Here is an 18,472-nt window from a genome sequence, read left to right on the forward strand (position 1 = left end):
GTGAACACATTGCGATTAACCAGCATCTCCCTGTATTCTTGCCTCTAGCATTCACTCAACCCAGATCGCACGCATGCCCCAATCCTCCGACACCGAAGGCGATATCCTCATCGTCACCCGCGAGATTCCGCCCATCGGCGGCGGCGCGGGCAATGTGGCGTGGGATCTGGCCAAAGGCTACGCCGAACTGGGCCGGGGGGTGGACATCCTCACCATGGGCTATGGCGATCTACCCGCCACAGAACAGCGTGACGGCGTAACGGTTCACCGGGTCGATTGCGCGCGCCGTCAGGCCGATAGCAGCTACATGCGCGAGATGCTGCGCTTTGTCTTGAACGGCCCGGCCACGCTGAAAAAACTGGCCGCTCAACGCGCTGCTTCCGGGAAGCCCCCCTACGCCGCCATTCACGCCCACGCCATCATTCCCGATGGTTTGCTGGCGCTGCTGGCCGGACGCATGCACAACGCGCCGGTGATCGTCACCGCCCACGGCTCCGACGTGCCCGGCTACAACCCCACCTACTTTCTGCGCGCCCATCAGCTGCTTAAGCCAGTCTGGATGGCCGCCATGCGCCGCTATGCGTCGGTGGTCACGCCGTCGTGCTATCTGCGCGGCTTGATCCATCAGCGCATGCCCAACGCCGAAGTGATGGTGATCCCCTACGGCATCGACCCGCAAATGTTCAGCCCGCCCGGCGAGCGCAACGACGCCTTCCTGATCGCCTCGCGCTTGGTGGAGCGCAAGAATTTTCAGCTCTTTTTTGACGCATTATCGCGCATTGATGCGCCGCAAACCGTGCATGTGGTGGGCGAAGGCCCTATGTTGGAGAGGCTCAAGCAGATGGCCGCCAGCATGCCGCAACATGAGATCACCTTTCACGGCTGGCTGGCCAACCGCTCCGAGCCGTGGCGCGCGCTGTATGAGTCGTGCCGCTATCTGATCTTCCCCAGCGAACGGGAGAACTTTCCGGTGAGTTTGATGGAGGCGCAATTGGCGGGCATGACGGTGCTGGCCAGCGACATCCCCGGCAATCGCGAAGTGATGGGCGACGCCGCCCTCTACTTCCCTGAACTCAGCGCCGAGGGGATTGAAACCACCCTGCGCGCGGTGCTGAATGGGGATCTGGACGCCGCCGCTTACGTAGCGGCGCAAGAGGGCCGCGCGCGCATGATCCATCAATTCTCCCGCATCGCCATCGCCAAACGCTATCTGGCGCTGTTTGACCGCCTGGCGGCGGGCGAGTCGGCGCAGGAGGCGGCATGAGCGGCGTCTATCGCCACACCGCCGCCGAAGGACGCGCGGCGATCCACTTCCGCACCCTGGTGGGGGCGCTGGTGGTGCGCGAATTCAAGGGCCAATACCGCCGCAGTCTGCTGGGTCCGGCGTGGGCGTTCATTCAGCCGCTGGCCTATATGGTGATCTTCATCTTCCTGCGCGGGGTGCTGGACATCTCCAGCGAAGGCGCGCCCTATGCACTGTTCACCTTCTGCGCCCTGGTTCCGTGGACCTTCTTCTCCAACGCCATCACCCGCTGTGCGCCGAGCATCTACGCCAATGGCGCGATTCTGAAAAAGATCTCCATCGCCCGCGAGGTGTTCCCGGTGGCGGCGGTGTTCACTTCACTGCTGGATCTGGCCATCGCTTCGGTGATCCTCACCGGCATGATGATCTGGTATGCGGTTCCGCTCTCCATCCACATGCTGTGGCTACCGGTTTTGATTACCCTCACCGGCCTGCTGGCGCTGGGTTTTGGTCTGGCGGCGGCGGCCATCGGCACCTTCAAACGCGACGTGATGTTCGCCATCCCCTTCGCCATGCAGTTCTGGCTGTTGGCCACGCCGGTAATGTACCCGGCCAGTCAGGTGCCCGAACGCTGGCGCGCCTTTTATGATCTGAACCCCATGGTGGGCCTCATCGACGCCTTTCGCGCTGTCTTGATCCGCGCCGAAGCGCCGGACCTGACCTCTCTGGGGGCCTCGGTGGCGCTCACGGCGCTGGTGTGGGCGCTGGCCTGGCCGCTGTTTCGCTCGGTCTCCAACTACTTTGCGGACGTGTTATGAGCGGCGCCAACGACAAACCGGCGGCCATCCGCGTCGAGGGCTTGTGGAAGCGCTACGGCCTGCCGCTGGGCCCGGTGGTGCATCAGGCCCTGGACCGCGCCCGACAGATGGTCGGCGTCGCCCCCGCCCACAAAGAGCTGCCGTGGGCGTTGCAGGAGATCGCCTTTGAGGTGCGCTCCGGCGAGACCCTGGGCATCATCGGCCGCAACGGCTCGGGCAAATCCACCCTGCTCAAAGTCTTGGCGGGGGTCACGCCTCCGACGCGCGGCACTGTCGAGATCATCGGCTCCATCTTCCCCATGATCGAACTCAACGCCGGCATCCATATGGAGCTGACCGGACGTGAGAACATCCGCTTGCTGGCGGCGGTGCTGGGCATCTCGTCGCAGCGGCTGCGCGAGACCATGCCAAAAATCGAAGCCTTCTGTGAGCTGGGCGAGTGGCTCGACCGCCCCGTGCGCATGTACTCCAGCGGCATGCTGGTGCGCTTGGGCTTCGCCGTGGGCGCCCACATCGACGCCGACATCCTGCTCATGGATGAGGTCATGGCGGTGGGTGATTTGAGCTTCTATAACAAGTGCGTAGCCTACCTGGAAGCGTTGCGCGAAGAGGGCAAATGCACCCTCTTCGTGAGCCACAATATGCACCGGGTGCGGCGCATGTGCGACCGCGTGCTGCTCATCGACAAGGGCGTGCCGCTGTTCCTGGGCGATACCGAGGAGGGGCTGGAGCGGTATGAGGAGATCATCCGCAACTGCCGCGACACCGGCTCCGAAGGCGCCCACCGTAATTTTGACTACTTTGGCGTCACCCTGGAGCGCGCCGTCTATCTGCGCGCCGACGGCTCCCCCGCCGAGCCTTGCCAACAGGGCGAGGACGTCACCCTGGATCTGACCCTCAGCGTGGCGCGTCCGCTGGCCAAGCCCACCTTCAATATTGTGTTGGAGAATATGGAGACGGTGGCGGTGTTGTGGGAGACCCACAGTCCGCCCGATCTGAAACCGGGCGTACACCATCTGCGCGTCACCTGGCGCGATCTGCGTCTGAAGGCGGGGGTCTACGTCACTCGCGTGGGCATTGTCGCTGGATCCATGGATATGAAGGGCTTCCGCGCCAGCGACTGCGCCCGTCTGACCATGGCCGGGGACGCTCTCCTACGCGGCATACTCAAGCCGCAGGTGACCATTGAACACGACGTTTCCGATCTGCCGGAAGCGTTATGAGGTGATGGTATTGAGCAAGATTTTTAAAGGGTGATGAAAGACGCTGGGGCTTCGCCCCAGACCCCGACCAGGGCGCCGCCCTGGACCCGCACGGGCTCTGCCCGTGACCCGGCAGGGCTTTGCCCTGCACCCACCAGGGAAATGATTTCCCTGGACCCTCGTTAGTTGGCTTTGGGCGCAAACTTGAATTCCGTGCAATAGACCTTTTAGATCCATCCCAACTCACGCAGATATAGAACCCACGCCATGACAGATTCCGCCCAACGTTTTTCCACCGACTTCCGCTTCGCCAACCGCAGCGGCAAGGCCGAATATGTGTGGCGCAAGTACCAGTCGATCCTCACCGGACGCATACTCGACGTGGGCGCCGATCACTGCCGCCTCAAGCCCTTCCTGCCGGAATCGGCCCAATACACCGGCATTGGCCTGGGCAGCGACGCTTTGGACCTGCAGATCAATCTGGAGCGCGAGCCCCTGCCCTACGCCGAGCGTTCGTTCGATACGGTGCTGTGTCTGGACGTGTTGGAGCATCTGGACAATATCTATGACGTGTTCGACGCCCTGTGTCGGGTCACCGATCGCTATCTGATCCTCTCCCTGCCCAACGCCTGGGCCGATTTCCTCACTGTGCTGCGGGACAAGCCCTATCAGGCCGATGGTCCGTTCAAATTCTACGGCCTGCCGCCGGAACCGCCGGAGGATCGCCACAAATGGTTCTTCTCGTGGGATGAGGCGGAGCGGTTTGTGCGCGTGCGCGGAGAGAAGAACGGCCTGCAGGTGGCGCAGATCGACAGCTACAGCCCACATGCGGACTATCGCGCGTGGGATGGCTATGGGATCCAAGGACGACTGCGCGCGTGGGCAAGACGCATGACGCTGCGCCCGGACATTCCGCCGCAGAATTTGCTCAATGGCACGCTGTGGGCGGTACTAGAGAAGAAGTGAATATTACGTACAGAAGCGTGATGAAAACTCAGAACGAGACAGGTGGAAAAGTCGGACATTTATGGCCGACTTTTCCGGGGTCTGGGGGCCGCGCTCCCAGCGGCCATAGGCGAAGCCGTATCTAACAATACTGGGCGGCGCCCACGGTGTGGCTTTTGATCTTAGGGGAGTTTGAGGGCGCAGCCCTCAATATCTTTCATGATCCATCTTTCCCAAAAATCACCCTTCACACCATGACCATCTCCCCCACCCTCGCCACCCGCCTCACACTGGCGCTGCTGCTCGCCTACGCCATTGCGCGGGGGTATTACTTTCTGCTGCCCGCCTATACCGGCGATGAGGCGTGGTTCCTGCCCGCCGCCGGGGTGTATGACCAACTGTGGAATACCCTGGGCTGGCGCGCCCTGTGTGAGATCGACAACTTCCTCGCCTATGGCGCGCTGCACTGGATTCTCAGCGGCGCGGTGGGGTCGTGGGGGTTTGAGAGCGGCGTGGGCGCAGGCGAAGCGGTGCGGGTCTACTCACTCCTGTGTCAACTGGCGGTTCCTGCGGCGCTGGTTGTGTGGGGCTGGCGCGACGGCAAACCACATCAGACGCTGCTGGCGCTGGCGCTGTATGTCTGCATTCCGCTGGCGTGGTGGGACGGTAAGCTGATCAGCGCCGAAACCCTGAGCATGGCCCTGGCGGCGGCGGGCGCGGCGCTGGCGCTACGCGACCCCAGCCGCATCCGCGCGCTGAGCTGGCTGCTGCTGGGCATGGCGCTGGGGGTGAAACTCTCGGTGCTGCCGCTGGCGGCCTATGTGGGGTTGTGTCTGCTGCCCGCATTGGGCTGGGGCGTGGTCACCCTGCTGCGCCTGGGCAAAATCGCCAGCGCCGCCGCCGTGGGATTCGTCTTCGCCAACCCCTTTATGGTCTGCGATCCACTGCGCTTTGTACAAAATCTGCAGAGTAACGCCACCCGTTCGCCCGACTACGACGCCTGGACGCGCTTCAAACAGATCCTCTATGTGGACCCGCCCTTCAACTGGGACTTCGTGTGGAACGGCGGCATTCTGCAGGCGGGGTTGGGACCGATCTCCCTGCTGCTGATGGGGCTGTTCCTGTGGCGCGAACCGGCGGCGCGACGCTGGGCGCTACCCGCTATTGGCGCGGCGTTGCTGGGTTGGGCGCTGATGATGGGGCTGTTTCGCTACTACCACTGGTACCTGATCCCCATTCTGCTGATTCCGCCGCTGCTGGTGATGCAGACGGAGAAACTCACTCAGGTTGGGAGTTGGCTGTTGATCGGCGTCATCGGCGCCAATGTGATCACCAACCACGGGCCCATCGTCTACCTGTTCCAGGACAAACTGGAGAATGTCGCCAATCTGCGCCAGTCCGACGCCATTGCCCGGTGCGTGGCGCAGAATCTGCGCGGTCTGGATGGCCCATTGCGAGTCTATGACAATAGCGACTACGGCCTCAATCTCAGCCGCGACAAGATCATCCAATGGGGCAAAACCGACGATTTGATGGATGGCCAACAGCCCACGCGACCCATCTATTGGACCCAGGTGGAGGAGCTCCTGGCGCAACAGGGACAGAGCGCCCCCATCACCGCGCACTACTTCTCCCAAGTGCGCCATCTGGGGCCGGATCTGGCCGCGCGCCTGCCCGATGACGACGGTTCAACACGCCATTTTCTGCTGCTGGTGGGGGATCGCGCCGAACGCAATCTGCACTATCTGGAAAAGATCCAGCAGCGGAAACGCCTCATCGTGGCTGGGCGCGCCGCGCCTCAGAGCGCGCAATTCCGTTGTGGCTATGTGCAGGGGTTTGTGTATCGCTGGGATGACCGTTAAAGGCCGTGCTGGAAACCACTTCGGAATAATGGAAGATATCGAGGGCGCCGCCCTCGAGCTCCCAAAGATCAACAACCACACCTTGGGGCTTTGCCCCAAACCCCACCAGGGCGCCGCCCTGGACCCGCTGGGGGCGCGGCCCCCAGACCCCGCCGCCGACCAGTCGGCGGCCAATAGTCAGCGCAAGATCGATCAGCATCACGCAAACATTCAGCGCTCTGTGCCGTTTTGGTTTTGGGCGCCCCTTCGGCCCCGACTTAGTCCGCCTCTTCAGACTCCTCTACCGTCTCCACACCCATCTGCTGGAGCGTGCGTCGCAACCCCGCCTCCAGGTCCAAACTCGGCGACCATCCCAACGCATTGTGAATCCGCGTAATATCCGCGCGAAACTGACTCACCTCATCCTGCTCATTGGCGTCGTCGGCAGGCTGCCGCTCCTGCGGCAACGCACGTCCCATCACCCGCTCCAGCGTCTCCACGAACTCCGCCACACTGCGCGATACCCCCTCGCCCACATTAAACAGGTCGAACCCCTCCCACGACTGCGCGCACGCCGACAGAATCGCCCGCGCGGCGTCGTCGGCATGCAGAAAGTCACGCTGCGCCTGAGGCGTCTTCAACGCGATGGGTTCGCCGCTCACCGCCTGTTGCAGCACATAGCCGGGCAGCAGATCGGCGCTCTGATACGCGCCATACACATTGAACAAACGCAGAATCTTCACCGGCACGCTCTGTTCGGTCCACCACGCGCGGCACAGACGTTCGCCAATATACTTGCTCTCGCCATAGGCGCGCGGCGGCTCGATGGGGTCATCTTCGCGCAGCGCATGCACATCCAACGGCGCATAGACGCCGCTGGTGGAGATGAAGATGAGCGTGGCGTCCTGCCGCGCACAGGCGGTGAGCGCCTGCTGCACCCCCTGCACATTGATGGCCATGGCCTCGGAGAAGTCGCGCGCAAACCGGCTCGGTCCCACCCCCGCCAGATGGATCAGGCAATCGAACTGGGCGTCATATACCGCCGGGGCGCGGGCGTCGCCACTGAGGATAATGGGCGCAGGCAGCTCCAGGGCCGCCCACAGCGCGCGCACGCTGCGCCCGATCAACCCCGAGGCGCCGGTCAGCGCAATGCGTTTGTCTATCAGGGCCTCCGCCCAATCGCGCTCTACCTGCATCTTCCCCTCCCAACCACGCAATACTGTGCATCAAAGCCCAGCCCTCAACACTTTCCTACACAGAATTGTACGGTTAAGACGCTATCCACGAGAAGAGAAAAGCGCACGCACGCCCCACTTCAACCAGACCGCTCCTCTTGAAACGCCTGTCTCGGCCAATGAAAAACCCCCGCCAAAGCTTGGCGGGGGTTTTTCAGACAATCTCTCTCTGCGGCGTCAGAAGAGAATGTGAGCGTTTACAAACCCTTCAAGGCCTGAATGATTGCGGCGCGTTTTTTGGATTTCCTTTGCTTGAAGGTCATTTTGGTGCCCGGTTTGACCGCCTTGGGATTGGTCAGCCACTTATCCAGGGCCTCCTCAGTCCAGGTATCGCCCAAGCCCCGAACGCCATCAATGGACATTTTGCGGCCAAAAATCCCCTTCAAACCCGGCCCCAGATTGGATTTCTTCACCCCCGGCCCCTTGTCCATGAAGTGACACGCCTTGCAGGGCCGCAACGCCTTGGGCACGTCGCCAGCTTGCGCCACGGACGCGCCAGCCGCGCTGAGTAGGGAAATCGCAGCCAATGAAAAGAGTACTTTACGCATCCGCATCTGACCATCCTTTGATTAAGAATTTGAATGATAAACTGTTTTCATCTAATAGCTAGGTTACGCCACAGGGGGAAAAGTCGCGCCGCAAAAAATTCCTCCCTGTCATTACTTGGCCTGATTGACCAAATCACAGGGTGGAGAAGCGGCTTCTGCAACCGTTACGCCGTAACGATTACATGGCGCTCAGCAGAGAATCTGACGAATGCGTGGGAGATTTTTCAGACTGGGGGAAAGGTCAATCGCGGCTGCGATGGATGGCAACGCCGACGCTCTGGGCGAAGCGCAACGCGCCGGGCTTCTCCACCGACACCCGGCAGCGGACCACGCGGGGATCTTCCAGACAGAGCCCCGCCAGATGCTCGGCCATGGCCTCCACCAGCAGGTGTTCGGAGCCCTCCACATGGGCGCTGATGCGCTCGCAGAGGGTGAAGTAGTCGATGGTGTCGGTGATGTGATCGCTGGCGCAGGCCGCGCTCAGGTCGGCATAGAGGGTGACGTTGATCAGCACGTCCTGCTTGATGTCGCGCTCCCAGTCATTGATGCCGATGACGCAGCGCAGCAACAGATCGCGAATCTGAATCTCATCCAACGGCTGGTCGCGCATGATGGGTTCCTATGACCATAATGGGAGAGCGGGGGAATTGAGTCTGCCGATAGCACAGAACAGCCAATGTTTGCGTGACGCTGGTTGAGCTAGCGCTGACTATTGGCCGCCGACTGGTCGGCGGCGGGGTCTGGGGCCTGCGGCCCCAGCGGGGCGTGGGGCAGCGCCCCACGGTTTGTCTTTTGGGGAGTTTGAGGGCGCAGCCCTCGATATCTTTCAACATCCCTCTTTAGCATTACGCAAAAGTCTTACAGCCGCTCGCCGCCATCCACGCAGATGATCTCGCCGGTGATGTAGTCCTGACCAATGAGATAGAGCGCCGCCTGAGCGATCTCTTCGGGCGTGCCCGCGCGCCCGCGCGGGGTGGCGGCGACCACCTGAGCGAACGCCTCGGCGCTCTCCCCCGGCGCTTGCAGGATCGGCCCGGGGCCCACCGCATTGACGGTGATCTGCGGGGCCAGTTCCAGCGCGGCGGTCTGGGTCAGGTTCCACAACCCGCCCTTGGCCACATTATAGGCCGAGTGACCCGCATGGGGCCGCACCACGCGCATATCCAGAATGTTGACGATGCGTCCGGGCTGATCAGACGGCAAATCGCCGCCGTGCTGGGACGACCACTGCCGCGCAAACGCCCGCATCAGGCGAAATGGCGACTCCAGATTGATCGCCATATGCCGCCGCCATTGGTCGTCGTCGGCTTCGGTGAGAGTCCCGGTCTCGATGATCGCGGCGCTATTGACCAATATGCGCACCGGTCCCAACGCGGCGCGCGCCCGCTCGATCAACCCTTCCGCCTGCTTGGGATCGCCCAGATCCGCCTGCAGCAGCGCCGCGCGCCCGCCCTGAGCGGTGATCTCATCATACAGGCCGCGCGCGCCCGCTTCGGAGGTTCCGTAGTGGATCGCAATCGAGGCGCCCGCCTGCGCCAGAGCCCGCGCAATGGCCAACCCCAATCGTTTGCCTGCGCCGGTAACCAGCGCCACATGGCCCTGCGGATTCATGGCGGGATCAGCCTAAACCTTAGCGGCTGCGGTGGGAGAAGATGTCGTGCTCCTCCCAACCGGCCAGATCCAACGCCACCCGGGTGGGCAGGAAGGCCATGGTCTGCTTGGCCAGCTCCAGACGGTTCTCCCGCTGCAGCATCGCCTCCAGCTTGGTCTTCACCTCCACCAGATAGAGGACGTCGGAAAGCGCGTAGTCCACCTGCTCTGGCGTGAGGGTTTCGGCGGCCCAGTCCGAGGACTGCTGCTGCTTGTCCAGCTCCACCCCCACCAACTCCCGCACCACGTCCTTAAGGCCATGACCGTCGGTGTAGGTGCGCACCAGCTTGGAGGCGATTTTGGTGCAGAACACCGGCGCTACGTAGATGCCCAACCAGTGACGCAGGGTGGCCAGATCATAGCGGGCGAAGTGGAACAGCTTCTCCACACTCTGCGCTTCGAGCACGCGCTTGAGGCGCGGCGCGCGGTAGTTGCGGATCTGCACCAAACAGGCGACCCCATCCTCATTGCACATCTGCACCAGACACAGGCGGTCGCGCGGCACCACCAGGCCCAACGTTTCACAATCCACCGCCAGCGTCTTGCTGGCCAGATAGCGCGTTTCCAGCGCCTCGCTCAGATCATCCATGCAGATGATGACGTCAGGCGTTGTTTCGCCCATGATCCTGTCTCCCATTCATCGCGTCGCGGCGTATTGTGACCGGACGATAGGATTTTGGAACGTTTAAGAACTTTTCAATTGCGTCGCCGCTGGTATTATATCGGTGATGGGCTTATGCAGGCTTCCCAGTGCGGGCGACTGCGTAAAACGGCCCTTGGCGACGAACCCTGGCAAGTTAGCACACCGCTCGCCCGGGGCGTAGGGATTTCTCCCGCACGCGCGCCTGTGTAATCGACTGCGTCGCTGCGGCGCCCCGAACCGTGCTCACCCCAAACAAGGACCAGACATGGCCAGCGATCGTTATACCCAGGACCAATTGGATAAAATCCGCAAAACCCTCTCCAAGAGCCTGGGCGATTCATCCGGTCAGGCGCTTGAAAAGCTTGATAGTCGCTTCACCGCTCGCGAAGAGGAGTTGGTGGTGGAGGCCGACCCCGATGTGGTGGATGACAGCAAACATGGCTTCAAACCGGGCTCCAAAATCGACCTGGACGAGATCATCACCAGCGGCAATATCGACAAGATCATCGGCGCCTGCGCCGCCCTCAAAGGCGCCGACCGCCCCGATGAGTTGCGCCGTCTGGTGGATGCGGTGCTGGGTCATCCGGACTGCAAGGCCCGCCACATGGTGGAGACCCTGAGCAAGGTCTATAAGCACACTGAGCTACTGGAACTGCTGGTGGAGAAGATCGTCCAGACCAAGGGCATCAACCCCTTGATCGAGGCGCTCAAATACAGCGACAAAAGCCCCCGCGCCATGCTGCAATTGGCCAAGGGAATCGCCGAGCAAGGCACCGTCAATCACATCATGCGCGCCATCGCGGCCGCGCCTCCGGGCCAGGACGAAGCGGAGATCACCTGGACCATGGAGGTGATCGGCAAAGGCACCTTAGAGCAGATGCTCGACTGCGTGCAGTTGATCAACGCTCAGTCCCCCGGCGCGGTGGTGCTGGCCACCGGCGTGATCAATCAGAAGGATGTGCCCATTGAGCCGCTGGTGCGCACCTTGACCGCAGTGAAGGACAACCCCCAAGCTGCCACCGTGGTGGCGGTGAAGCTGGTGAAGACGGTGGAGGTGCCGGCGCTGGTGTCGCTGCTGGAGAAGTACGTCACCGACAAAAGCACCGCTGGCGAGATCATCGTTGCGCAGCTGGTGGCCAAGGTGTCGCAGCAGCCCAGCCGCAAACCGGAGCTTCTCAAAGCCGCCAAGTACATGCGCAACGACTGCGTGGCGGGCAAGATGCTCGCTTGGGGCATCGTCAAATATGGCGACCAGGAGATGTGGGAGAAAGCTTACAAGCGCATCGCCAACCCCGGCGCCAAGGCCATGGTGGCGGTGGCGTTCGGCAAAAAAGCCGGCATGTTCGGCACCCTCAAGCACCTGGGCAAAGCGGGCTGGGATCTGAGCAAGAAGACCGGCGAAGCCGCCGCCGCCAGCAAAGAGGGGCAGGAGAAGCTCAATGAGATTCTCACCAATGTGCTGGAAGAGGCCCTGGGCAGCGGCGACTAAGCGCGCTTCCCATGCACCAAAAAAGGCGGCCCGTCACTCGGCGGGCCGCCTTTTTTGGTGCGCTCAAAAGCTCCGAGATCCTCACTTCCGCTGGTTGAGGATCTCCTGCTTGCGCGCATCATATAGTCGCCGCAGAAGAGAATTAGACATTTGAAGCGAGAAGATATCGAGGGCTCCGCCCACCAGCACTCTCAACAGGGGCCGAATGCGCACCCCAAGCGGTTGATAGCCCCACTCCATGGTGATGATCTCCGGCGTCACCACCAGTTCGCCTGGGGCGGCTGACACAGCGGACTCCCCCATGGATGCGCCGCCCTCAAACAGCGATTGAAAAACCTGCAGCGTGGCGCGACGGGTAATCTCGCCAATGGGCGCTTGCAACGTGGTGGCGCTGCCTTCGAATGTGACGGGAGGGCCATCGAAAATCAGACTTTGCGCGCTCTGACTCATCTGCACGATGGCATGGCCGGGCAGTTTCACATCCAGCGTCACCTTTGGCGCGCTGGCAAGATCCACCGGGCTCACGGCAATGGTGGTGGCGCAGCCTGACAACAGAGCCAACCAAATTGCGCCAGACATTCTGAGCCATCGCATCACAGATCGCCCCCAGCGCCGCCCTTGGCGTCGCCGCTCAACGCGCGCTTGCGCGCATCGTAGGTCGCTTTGTCGATCTTACCGTTTATCAACTCCTGGCGCAGCCGCATCAAGGCGCTATCGCCGCCATCCACTGCGCCATCGCTCCCGGCGCTGGTCTGCGCCGCAAAGCTCTCCATCCTGGCGCCGACAGTCGCCGCCTCGCCCCGATGCGACAGACGCCGCCCGCTACGTCGTGAATAATTCCCAGCGCCGGTCAGCGCCTCGGCGGCCTCCTCGGCGATGAGCCGCATCTCGTCGTAGAGAATGTTGTTCAGCACCTGGCTATGGTTGGGGGTGGTCAGAATGGCGTACGGTTCGCCATGCACCAGACCGGTATCCAGCGGGCGATCCACCAACACGCGCCCGGCGGGGGTGGTGATGCGGATATGCCCCTGCATATGCCCGGCGATCTGGATGAGGCTCATGCTCGGGGTGTAATAGGCGTACTCAAACGCATTCACCGTCGGCTCCACAATGAGGCGAAACGCGCTGTCATCGGCCAGACCATCGGTCACGGCGCCGCCGTCGAACATCTCATTGAACACCAATAGGCTCATCTGCTCGGTCATCTCGCCCAACGGCGCAGTCAATTCCGATCCCCTCGCCATGTGGGAGAACGGGTTGCCTGAAAAGACATAGTTGCGCGCCGCATCGCTCATGCGAATCAACACGCGTCCAGGCAGTTTTTCCGGCGACGCTACGGCGGGCGCCCCCGCCAATGTCGAGCGATCAAACTGAGCGGAAAAGGAGCTGCAACCGCTCAATCCAAGCGCCAACACCAGCAACGCCACACTTTGCAACATCAACACAAACGATTTCATAACACTCCTCAGACCGCACCCACCGCGCAAAATCCAATCCAGCAGCAGAATCTCCATACCTTAAATCATATATCCAGACACACTTCGGCCCGCTGAGCAGCGGGCCGAAGAGAGACTCAATCCAGTTCAAACTCCTGCAGATCCGCTGACACATCCTGCTGGCCGCCGGGCTGCTCCTCCTTGCGCATGTAGCAGTTGCCCACCACCAGGGTCTCGATATTGGTGCGCATAAAACGGCGATAGGCGTCCTGCGGCGTGCAAACGATGGGTTCGCCGCGCACATTGAAGCTGGTGTTGACCACCACCGGGCAGCCGGTCTTGGCGTGGAAAGCGCTGATCAGGTTGTGATAGCGCGGATTGGTGTCGGCGTGCACGGTCTGAATGCGCGCGCTGTAGTCCACATGGGTGACGGCGGGGATCTCCGAGCGCGGCACATTGAGCTTCTCGATGCCGAACAGGCTCTCCTCGGCGTCGGTCATGGCGCGGCGCTTGTCCTCTTTGACGCCATCCACCAGCAGCATATAGGGGCTGTCGGCGTCCAACTCGAACCAATCGCCCACATGCTCGCGCAACACCGACGGCGCAAACGGACGGAACGATTCGCGGAATTTGACCTTGAGATTCAACGTGGACTGCATTTTCGGCGAACGCGGATCGCCCAGAATGGAGCGCCCGCCCAACGCGCGCGGCCCGAACTCCATACGCCCGGAGAACCACCCCACAGCGCGCTCACCGGCCAGATCGTCGGCGACTTTGTCGAACAGTTCGGCGTCCTCCAGGGCGTGGAACACCGCGCCTTCGCCCTCCAGGCTCTTTTCGATGTCGTCCTGCTTGAACTCGGGGCCCAGATAGGAGCCCTTCATGGCGTCGCGGCCATCGCCCGCCACCGTGCGCGGCTTATCGCCGTGCCAGTAGTAGGCCGCCAGCGCCGCGCCCAAGGCGCCGCCCGCATCGCCCGCTGCGGGTTGAATCCAGATGTTCTCAAACGCGCCATCGCGCAGAATTTTACCGTTGGCCACGCAGTTGAGGGCCACGCCGCCCGCCAGACAGAGATTCTTCTGTCCGCTCTCGGCGGCGGTTGAACGGGCCAGACGCAGCACTGTCTCCTCCACCACCGCCTGCACCGAGGCGGCCAGATCCATCTCGCGCTGGGTCAAGCGCTCCTCGGAGACCCGCGCCGGTCCGCCGAACAGATCGGCGAACTTGTCATTGGTCATGGTCAGACCAGTGCAGTAGTCGAAGTAGTCCATATTGAGCCGGAACGAGCCGTCCGGCTTCAGATCCATCAGATGATCCAGGATGGTCTGCGCGTACTTGGGCTCGCCGTAGGGAGCCAGACCCATCACCTTGTATTCGCCGGAGTTGACCCGGAATCCGGTGTAGTAGGTAAACGCCGAATAGAGCAGGCCAATGGAGTGCGGGAAGTGGATCTCTTTGGCGATCTCCAGCTTGTTGCCGCTGCCAAAGCCCAGCGAGGTGGTGGTCCACTCGCCCACCCCGTCCATGGTCAGCACCGCCGCGTCCTGGAATGGCGACGGATAGAAGGCGCTGGCGGCGTGGCTCTGGTGGTGTTCGGCGAACAGCAGCTTCACTTCGCCATCGAAGTTGCGGTGGAACTCATCCTGCAACTCTTCGGTGATCAGCTTCTTTTGGAACAACTTCTCCTTGAGCCACACCGGCATCGCTCTGCGAAACGAGGTGAAGCCGCGCGGAGCGAAGGTCAGGTAGGTCTCCAGCAGGCGTTCGAACTTCAGAAACGGCTTGTCGTAGAAGGCCACCTGGTCGATGGCGTCCAGATCGCAGCCCGCCTCTTCCAAGCAGTAGCGAATAGCGTGCAGGGGGAAGTCCGCATCATGTTTTTTGCGCGTAAAGCGCTCCTCCTGGGCGGCGGCGATGATCTCGCCATCCTCCACCAGAGCGGCGGCGCTGTCATGATAGTAGGCGGAGATGCCAAGAATACGCATAAACGTTACCTCATAACGCTCAAATGAGCGCTGTGCATTAGAACATGGTATAGATCAGCGGCGCCACGGCGGAGCCTTGGGTCAACACCACCAGACCGCCCAACAGCAGCATCACCACCAGAATCGGCAGCAGCCAAAATTTCTTGCGCGCGCGCAGAAAAGCCCATAATTCCGCTAGCAAAGACATGATGCGCCCCCCAGGCGACAGCGCCCCAACCGTCGGTCGGGACGCAAGGATCACTCAACACTCAATACAGGGTGTAGATGAACGGCGCCAGCGCCGAGCCTTCCAGGAACACCACCAACCCGCCCAGCAGCGCCATGGCGATGAGAGCCGGCATCAACCAGAACTTCTTGCGCTCGCGCATGAAGGCCCACAGTTCGGAAAAAAAGCTCATGCTCCACACTCCCAAAACGGCTGGCTTGGCGCCAGACTCATGGTGGATTGTGCGTCTACCCGTTTGCTGGTTTGCGCGCAATCACAATAAAAAAGCCGCCCTCACGGGCATTGTTGAAGGTCATCAACATCTCAGCTAGCGTGCGCGCCGCCCCTTCCGGGCGCGCATCGGCGTCAAACAGCTTCTCGTTGGCCGAAAAGCTCTCAAACGGCATCGCCTTGGGCACACTCTTGACGAACTCCAGCCCCGCCTCGTCCAGCCAATCGATCACCTCGCCGATGGTGTGCTTGGACTCATGGGGGTTCTTGTACTGATCCTGAAACCACGCCTCGCGCTTTTCGGCGCTGATGCGCTGCGAGAGGGTGCGCGGATCGAGGAACTTGAACTTGTCGCCGCCCACCCGGAAGATCCAGCGCCGCAGGTCGGTCCACAAACGCCCGTACTGATGATACAGCCCCACCAACACATAGCCGCCCGGTTTGGCCAATTTGGCGATGGTGTGGAACGCCAACTTGGGATCGCTGGTGTGGTGCAGCACGCCGTTGGAGATGACGTAGTCAAAGCTCCCCTCACACAGCGGCGGGCGGAACAGATTGGCCTGAAAAAAGCGCGTATTGTTCAGCTTATTGCGCTGTTTAAACCCATTGGCCAGGCGCAACGAGTTCAAACACAGATCCAACCCCACCACCACACGATTATTGCCCACGCCCAAAAAGTTGGAGAGCTGGCCGGTGCCGCAACCGCACTCGACGATTTTGGCCCCAAACGGCGTCTGTTCATCCAGCAGGCGGGCGAAAAAACCCTGCTTGGCTTTCTGAACTAACGCGGCGGCGTCATCAAATCCGTCGTAATTGGGGAACGGCGTCTTTTCATAGAACGCCTTCATGGACTCGGTGATGTCGCTCTTATCGCCCTCCCAGTCGTCATTGGGTGCGAACAGTTGCGGCAGGCCATCGGTGATGGGATAGACGGTCGAGCACGCCGCGCAGGCGACAGTGGCGCCACCCGCATCGACCTGCAGTTGACCGTCGGCGCGGCAGGACGGGCAGCGGAACAGCGCGGCATTGGCGCGCAAAAACGCAGCGGAATCGCTCATGAGAATCCTTTCCTCGGGCGATGCGGGCTCAGAACTGGTGCTTCATGCTGGCGCGCTCGGGCCCGTGGGGATCCCGTTCAATCCAGTATGTGGACTCATTGGGTTCGTATTTCAGCGGAATCAGCTTGACCTTGAACAGACGCAGCAGAAACGCCATGGGGGTGAACACCACGAAGAACAGCACGCTCATGATCAGCGGCGTCATGATTTTGTGCATCATCAGCCCCAGCCGGGTCCACACCGCGTTCAGCGGGGCGAGGATCTTGGGCAGGATGATGGCGGCGGCGAAAAACAGGCCGGAGACGATCCAGGCCCAGATCAACGGCTTGCCGCCGCCGAACAGCCAGGGCCAGGCGCCGATGAGGCCGAACACGGCGGTGAACACCATGCCAAAGGAGCGATCCGAGGAGGTTTTGACTTTCGCGCTCATGGTTTTTCCGACTGCCTCCGGGCCATCAGGCGGCCCACAAGGGGTTGCAGTTGGCGCGTCACAATCTGCGCCACCTGCCGGGATCCCTCCCGGTTGAAGTGGTACCAATCATAGAACACGCCGGAACTGTGAGGCAATTGCTGGGCCAAATCAATCACCAGCACATGATGTTGCTTGCCCACGCGGCGCACCACGTCATTGTAGCCATCGAGGATGCGCCACTTGAGGCAACCATCGATGGGCCCCTGTTTCAGCGTGGCCAGATCGACTCCGGTAACCGGATCGACGCCGCAGCCGAACAGCGCCGGTTGCGTCATCATAACCGGTTCGATGCCGTTGGCGCGGCTCAGTTCAATCAGCTCCACCACGCGCTTTTGGTAATCGCGGTGGAACGGCGCGTGACGCTGCAGCTGCTCGGCGACGATTTTCTCATCCAGCGGTTTGTCTTCCTGCGGCAGTTTGGTCAGGTCCACATGGTCATGGGCCAGCCCGGCGCCGCGATGGCGCATATTGCGCAGCAGGTTCATAGTGACGCTCACCACTTCGCTGTGGTCGGCGATTTTATTCAACTGCGCCTTGAGCCACACGCCCCAGCTGAAATCGTCGTGTTCGAAGGTGGGATTGATCACCAGGCGATCGCGCAGATCTTTGCGGCCCACATCGTTGGCGCCGATGAAGAACAGCGCCAGATCCGGCTTTTCGCCCTGCAACTGCGGCTGAATCTGTTGCAGGACATAATCCTCCAGCAGGATGCGATGGCCGAAGGTGGAGTGGCCGTCGAGCCCGGCGTTATTCAGCCAGATGCTGTTGTTGAAAGCGGCGTTGAGTTCGTCGGCCACCAGGTCGGGCCAGGTTTCGCCGTCGGAGATGTAATAGGTTTCGGTGGTGCTGCCGCCGATGGTGAGAATCTTGAATTTCTTGTCAAAATCTTCGGCGGGCGGATTGGGGCCGCGAAACCCCAGACTGTTCTTGGCGTGATGGATCACATCCTCCACCCCGGGCATGCCGTGGTTGACGATCTCCATCTCGTAGTTGGCGCGCAGGCGGATCTTGTCGCCCATGACGCGGATATCCTGGGAGAAAAACAGCGACAGGAACACTTCGGCGATCATCCATGAGACGATCACCCCCACCGCCAACGCCAGCAGATTCTTGCCGCGTTCGGTCACTGCGCCATCCTTGTCGCTATGGCTGAGTCTTAAAGCTTTAAGACTCAGAACTTGTGGAGCAATTAAGATATCGAGGGCGTTGCCCTCGAGCTCCCAACCACAACACCGTGATTCAGGCCATCCATGGCCTTCACCCTTCGGGCTCGCTATCGCGAGTCCGATTCGGCAATCCTGCCGAATCGTGGGGCGCCGCCTTGAATTGCCCAACCTTGGGCCACTGGGACCACGGCCCCAGACCCCACCCAGAAAATCGCTTGCGATTTTCGTATCTAACAAATCGTCGCGCCAATAAATATCGCGACTTTCCACCTTTTCGCTTTGCGCCTGCCCGCAATCCCCGAACG

At 61.5% G+C, this 18,472-nt stretch carries 19 protein-coding genes; 6 read left to right on the top strand and 13 right to left on the bottom strand.

The features are described 5' to 3' along the window. Positions 1–73 precede the first annotated feature (73 nt). From MAIT1_RS19210 to MAIT1_RS19230, 5 genes are all read left to right on the top strand, one after another. Positions 74–1,264 carry a glycosyltransferase family 4 protein gene (locus tag MAIT1_RS19210; RefSeq protein WP_085446278.1) on the top strand — a complete coding sequence of 397 codons (1,191 nt, stop codon included), beginning with the start codon at positions 74–76 and terminating at the stop codon, positions 1,262–1,264. Continuing rightward, a complete protein-coding gene (locus MAIT1_RS19215) occupies positions 1,261–2,061 on the top strand; it encodes an ABC transporter permease (protein WP_085446279.1) in 801 nt (266 codons plus the stop codon). Before MAIT1_RS19210 ends, MAIT1_RS19215 begins: the two co-directional genes overlap by 4 nt. Further along, positions 2,058–3,284 (top strand): ABC transporter ATP-binding protein, encoded by a 1,227-nt coding sequence (locus MAIT1_RS19220; RefSeq protein ID WP_085446280.1) that lies wholly within the window; start codon positions 2,058–2,060, stop codon positions 3,282–3,284. Before MAIT1_RS19215 ends, MAIT1_RS19220 begins: the two co-directional genes overlap by 4 nt. A gap of 246 nt (positions 3,285–3,530) precedes the next feature. Next, entirely contained in the window at positions 3,531–4,229 is a 699-nt protein-coding gene (locus MAIT1_RS19225; RefSeq protein WP_085446281.1) for a class I SAM-dependent methyltransferase, read from the top strand. 233 nt (positions 4,230–4,462) lie between these two features. After that, the gene (locus tag MAIT1_RS19230) at positions 4,463–6,070 is read left to right on the top strand and encodes a hypothetical protein (protein ID WP_143814964.1); all 1,608 of its coding nucleotides are present in this window, start codon (positions 4,463–4,465) and stop codon (positions 6,068–6,070) included. 257 nt (positions 6,071–6,327) lie between these two features. On the opposite strand, the gene MAIT1_RS19235 is transcribed toward MAIT1_RS19230, so the two are convergent. From MAIT1_RS19235 to MAIT1_RS19255, 5 genes are all read right to left on the bottom strand, one after another. Next, positions 6,328–7,245, bottom strand: a complete 918-nt coding sequence (locus MAIT1_RS19235; protein WP_085446283.1) for an NAD-dependent epimerase/dehydratase family protein — start codon at positions 7,243–7,245, stop codon at positions 6,328–6,330. A gap of 236 nt (positions 7,246–7,481) precedes the next feature. Further along, complete coding sequence (locus tag MAIT1_RS19240) at positions 7,482–7,772, bottom strand: c-type cytochrome (protein WP_085446284.1); 291 nt, start codon at positions 7,770–7,772, stop codon at positions 7,482–7,484. Between the two features lie 301 nt (positions 7,773–8,073). Then, on the bottom strand, positions 8,074–8,442 hold the full coding sequence (gene folB, locus MAIT1_RS19245) for a dihydroneopterin aldolase (RefSeq protein ID WP_085446285.1): 369 nt from the start codon (positions 8,440–8,442) through the stop codon (positions 8,074–8,076). A 248-nt stretch (positions 8,443–8,690) separates the two neighbouring features. Beyond that, on the bottom strand, positions 8,691–9,443 hold the full coding sequence (locus tag MAIT1_RS19250; protein WP_085446286.1) for an SDR family oxidoreductase: 753 nt from the start codon (positions 9,441–9,443) through the stop codon (positions 8,691–8,693). A 19-nt stretch (positions 9,444–9,462) separates the two neighbouring features. Continuing rightward, complete coding sequence (locus tag MAIT1_RS19255) at positions 9,463–10,071, bottom strand: ribonuclease D (RefSeq protein WP_143815002.1); 609 nt, start codon at positions 10,069–10,071, stop codon at positions 9,463–9,465. A gap of 319 nt (positions 10,072–10,390) precedes the next feature. On the opposite strand from MAIT1_RS19255, the gene MAIT1_RS19260 reads away from it, so the two are divergent. Continuing rightward, on the top strand, positions 10,391–11,614 hold the full coding sequence (locus tag MAIT1_RS19260) for a hypothetical protein (RefSeq protein WP_085446379.1): 1,224 nt from the start codon (positions 10,391–10,393) through the stop codon (positions 11,612–11,614). Between the two features lie 81 nt (positions 11,615–11,695). Here the strand turns inward: MAIT1_RS19260 and MAIT1_RS19265 are convergent, their stop codons facing one another. The 8 genes from MAIT1_RS19265 to MAIT1_RS19290 all read right to left on the bottom strand — a co-directional run bounded on the left by MAIT1_RS19265 (position 11,696) and on the right by MAIT1_RS19290 (position 18,128). Further along, on the bottom strand, positions 11,696–12,175 hold the full coding sequence (locus MAIT1_RS19265; protein WP_143814966.1) for a hypothetical protein: 480 nt from the start codon (positions 12,173–12,175) through the stop codon (positions 11,696–11,698). A 32-nt stretch (positions 12,176–12,207) separates the two neighbouring features. Beyond that, positions 12,208–13,071, bottom strand: a complete 864-nt coding sequence (locus tag MAIT1_RS19270) for a hypothetical protein (RefSeq protein ID WP_143814967.1) — start codon at positions 13,069–13,071, stop codon at positions 12,208–12,210. Positions 13,072–13,187: 116 nt separating this feature from the next. Continuing rightward, the gene (locus MAIT1_RS19275) at positions 13,188–15,035 is read right to left on the bottom strand and encodes a carbamoyltransferase family protein (RefSeq protein WP_085446450.1); all 1,848 of its coding nucleotides are present in this window, start codon (positions 15,033–15,035) and stop codon (positions 13,188–13,190) included. Between the two features lie 37 nt (positions 15,036–15,072). Continuing rightward, positions 15,073–15,222, bottom strand: a complete 150-nt coding sequence (locus MAIT1_RS22120; protein WP_198947964.1) for a DUF5989 family protein — start codon at positions 15,220–15,222, stop codon at positions 15,073–15,075. A gap of 61 nt (positions 15,223–15,283) precedes the next feature. After that, positions 15,284–15,433, bottom strand: a complete 150-nt coding sequence (locus tag MAIT1_RS22125; protein WP_198947965.1) for a DUF5989 family protein — start codon at positions 15,431–15,433, stop codon at positions 15,284–15,286. Positions 15,434–15,488: 55 nt separating this feature from the next. Next, positions 15,489–16,529: a class I SAM-dependent methyltransferase gene (locus tag MAIT1_RS19280; RefSeq protein ID WP_085446452.1), complete on the bottom strand. Its 1,041-nt coding sequence runs from the start codon at positions 16,527–16,529 to the stop codon at positions 15,489–15,491. Positions 16,530–16,557: 28 nt separating this feature from the next. Beyond that, positions 16,558–16,959, bottom strand: a complete 402-nt coding sequence (locus MAIT1_RS19285) for a hypothetical protein (RefSeq protein ID WP_085446454.1) — start codon at positions 16,957–16,959, stop codon at positions 16,558–16,560. Beyond that, on the bottom strand, positions 16,956–18,128 hold the full coding sequence (locus tag MAIT1_RS19290) for an SGNH/GDSL hydrolase family protein (protein ID WP_085446456.1): 1,173 nt from the start codon (positions 18,126–18,128) through the stop codon (positions 16,956–16,958). Before MAIT1_RS19290 ends, MAIT1_RS19285 begins: the two co-directional genes overlap by 4 nt. Between the last annotated feature and the right edge of the window lie 344 nt (positions 18,129–18,472).

Source organism: Magnetofaba australis IT-1 (assembly GCF_002109495.1).
In the GTDB taxonomy this organism is placed as follows: Bacteria; Pseudomonadota; Magnetococcia; order Magnetococcales; family Magnetococcaceae; genus Magnetofaba; species Magnetofaba australis.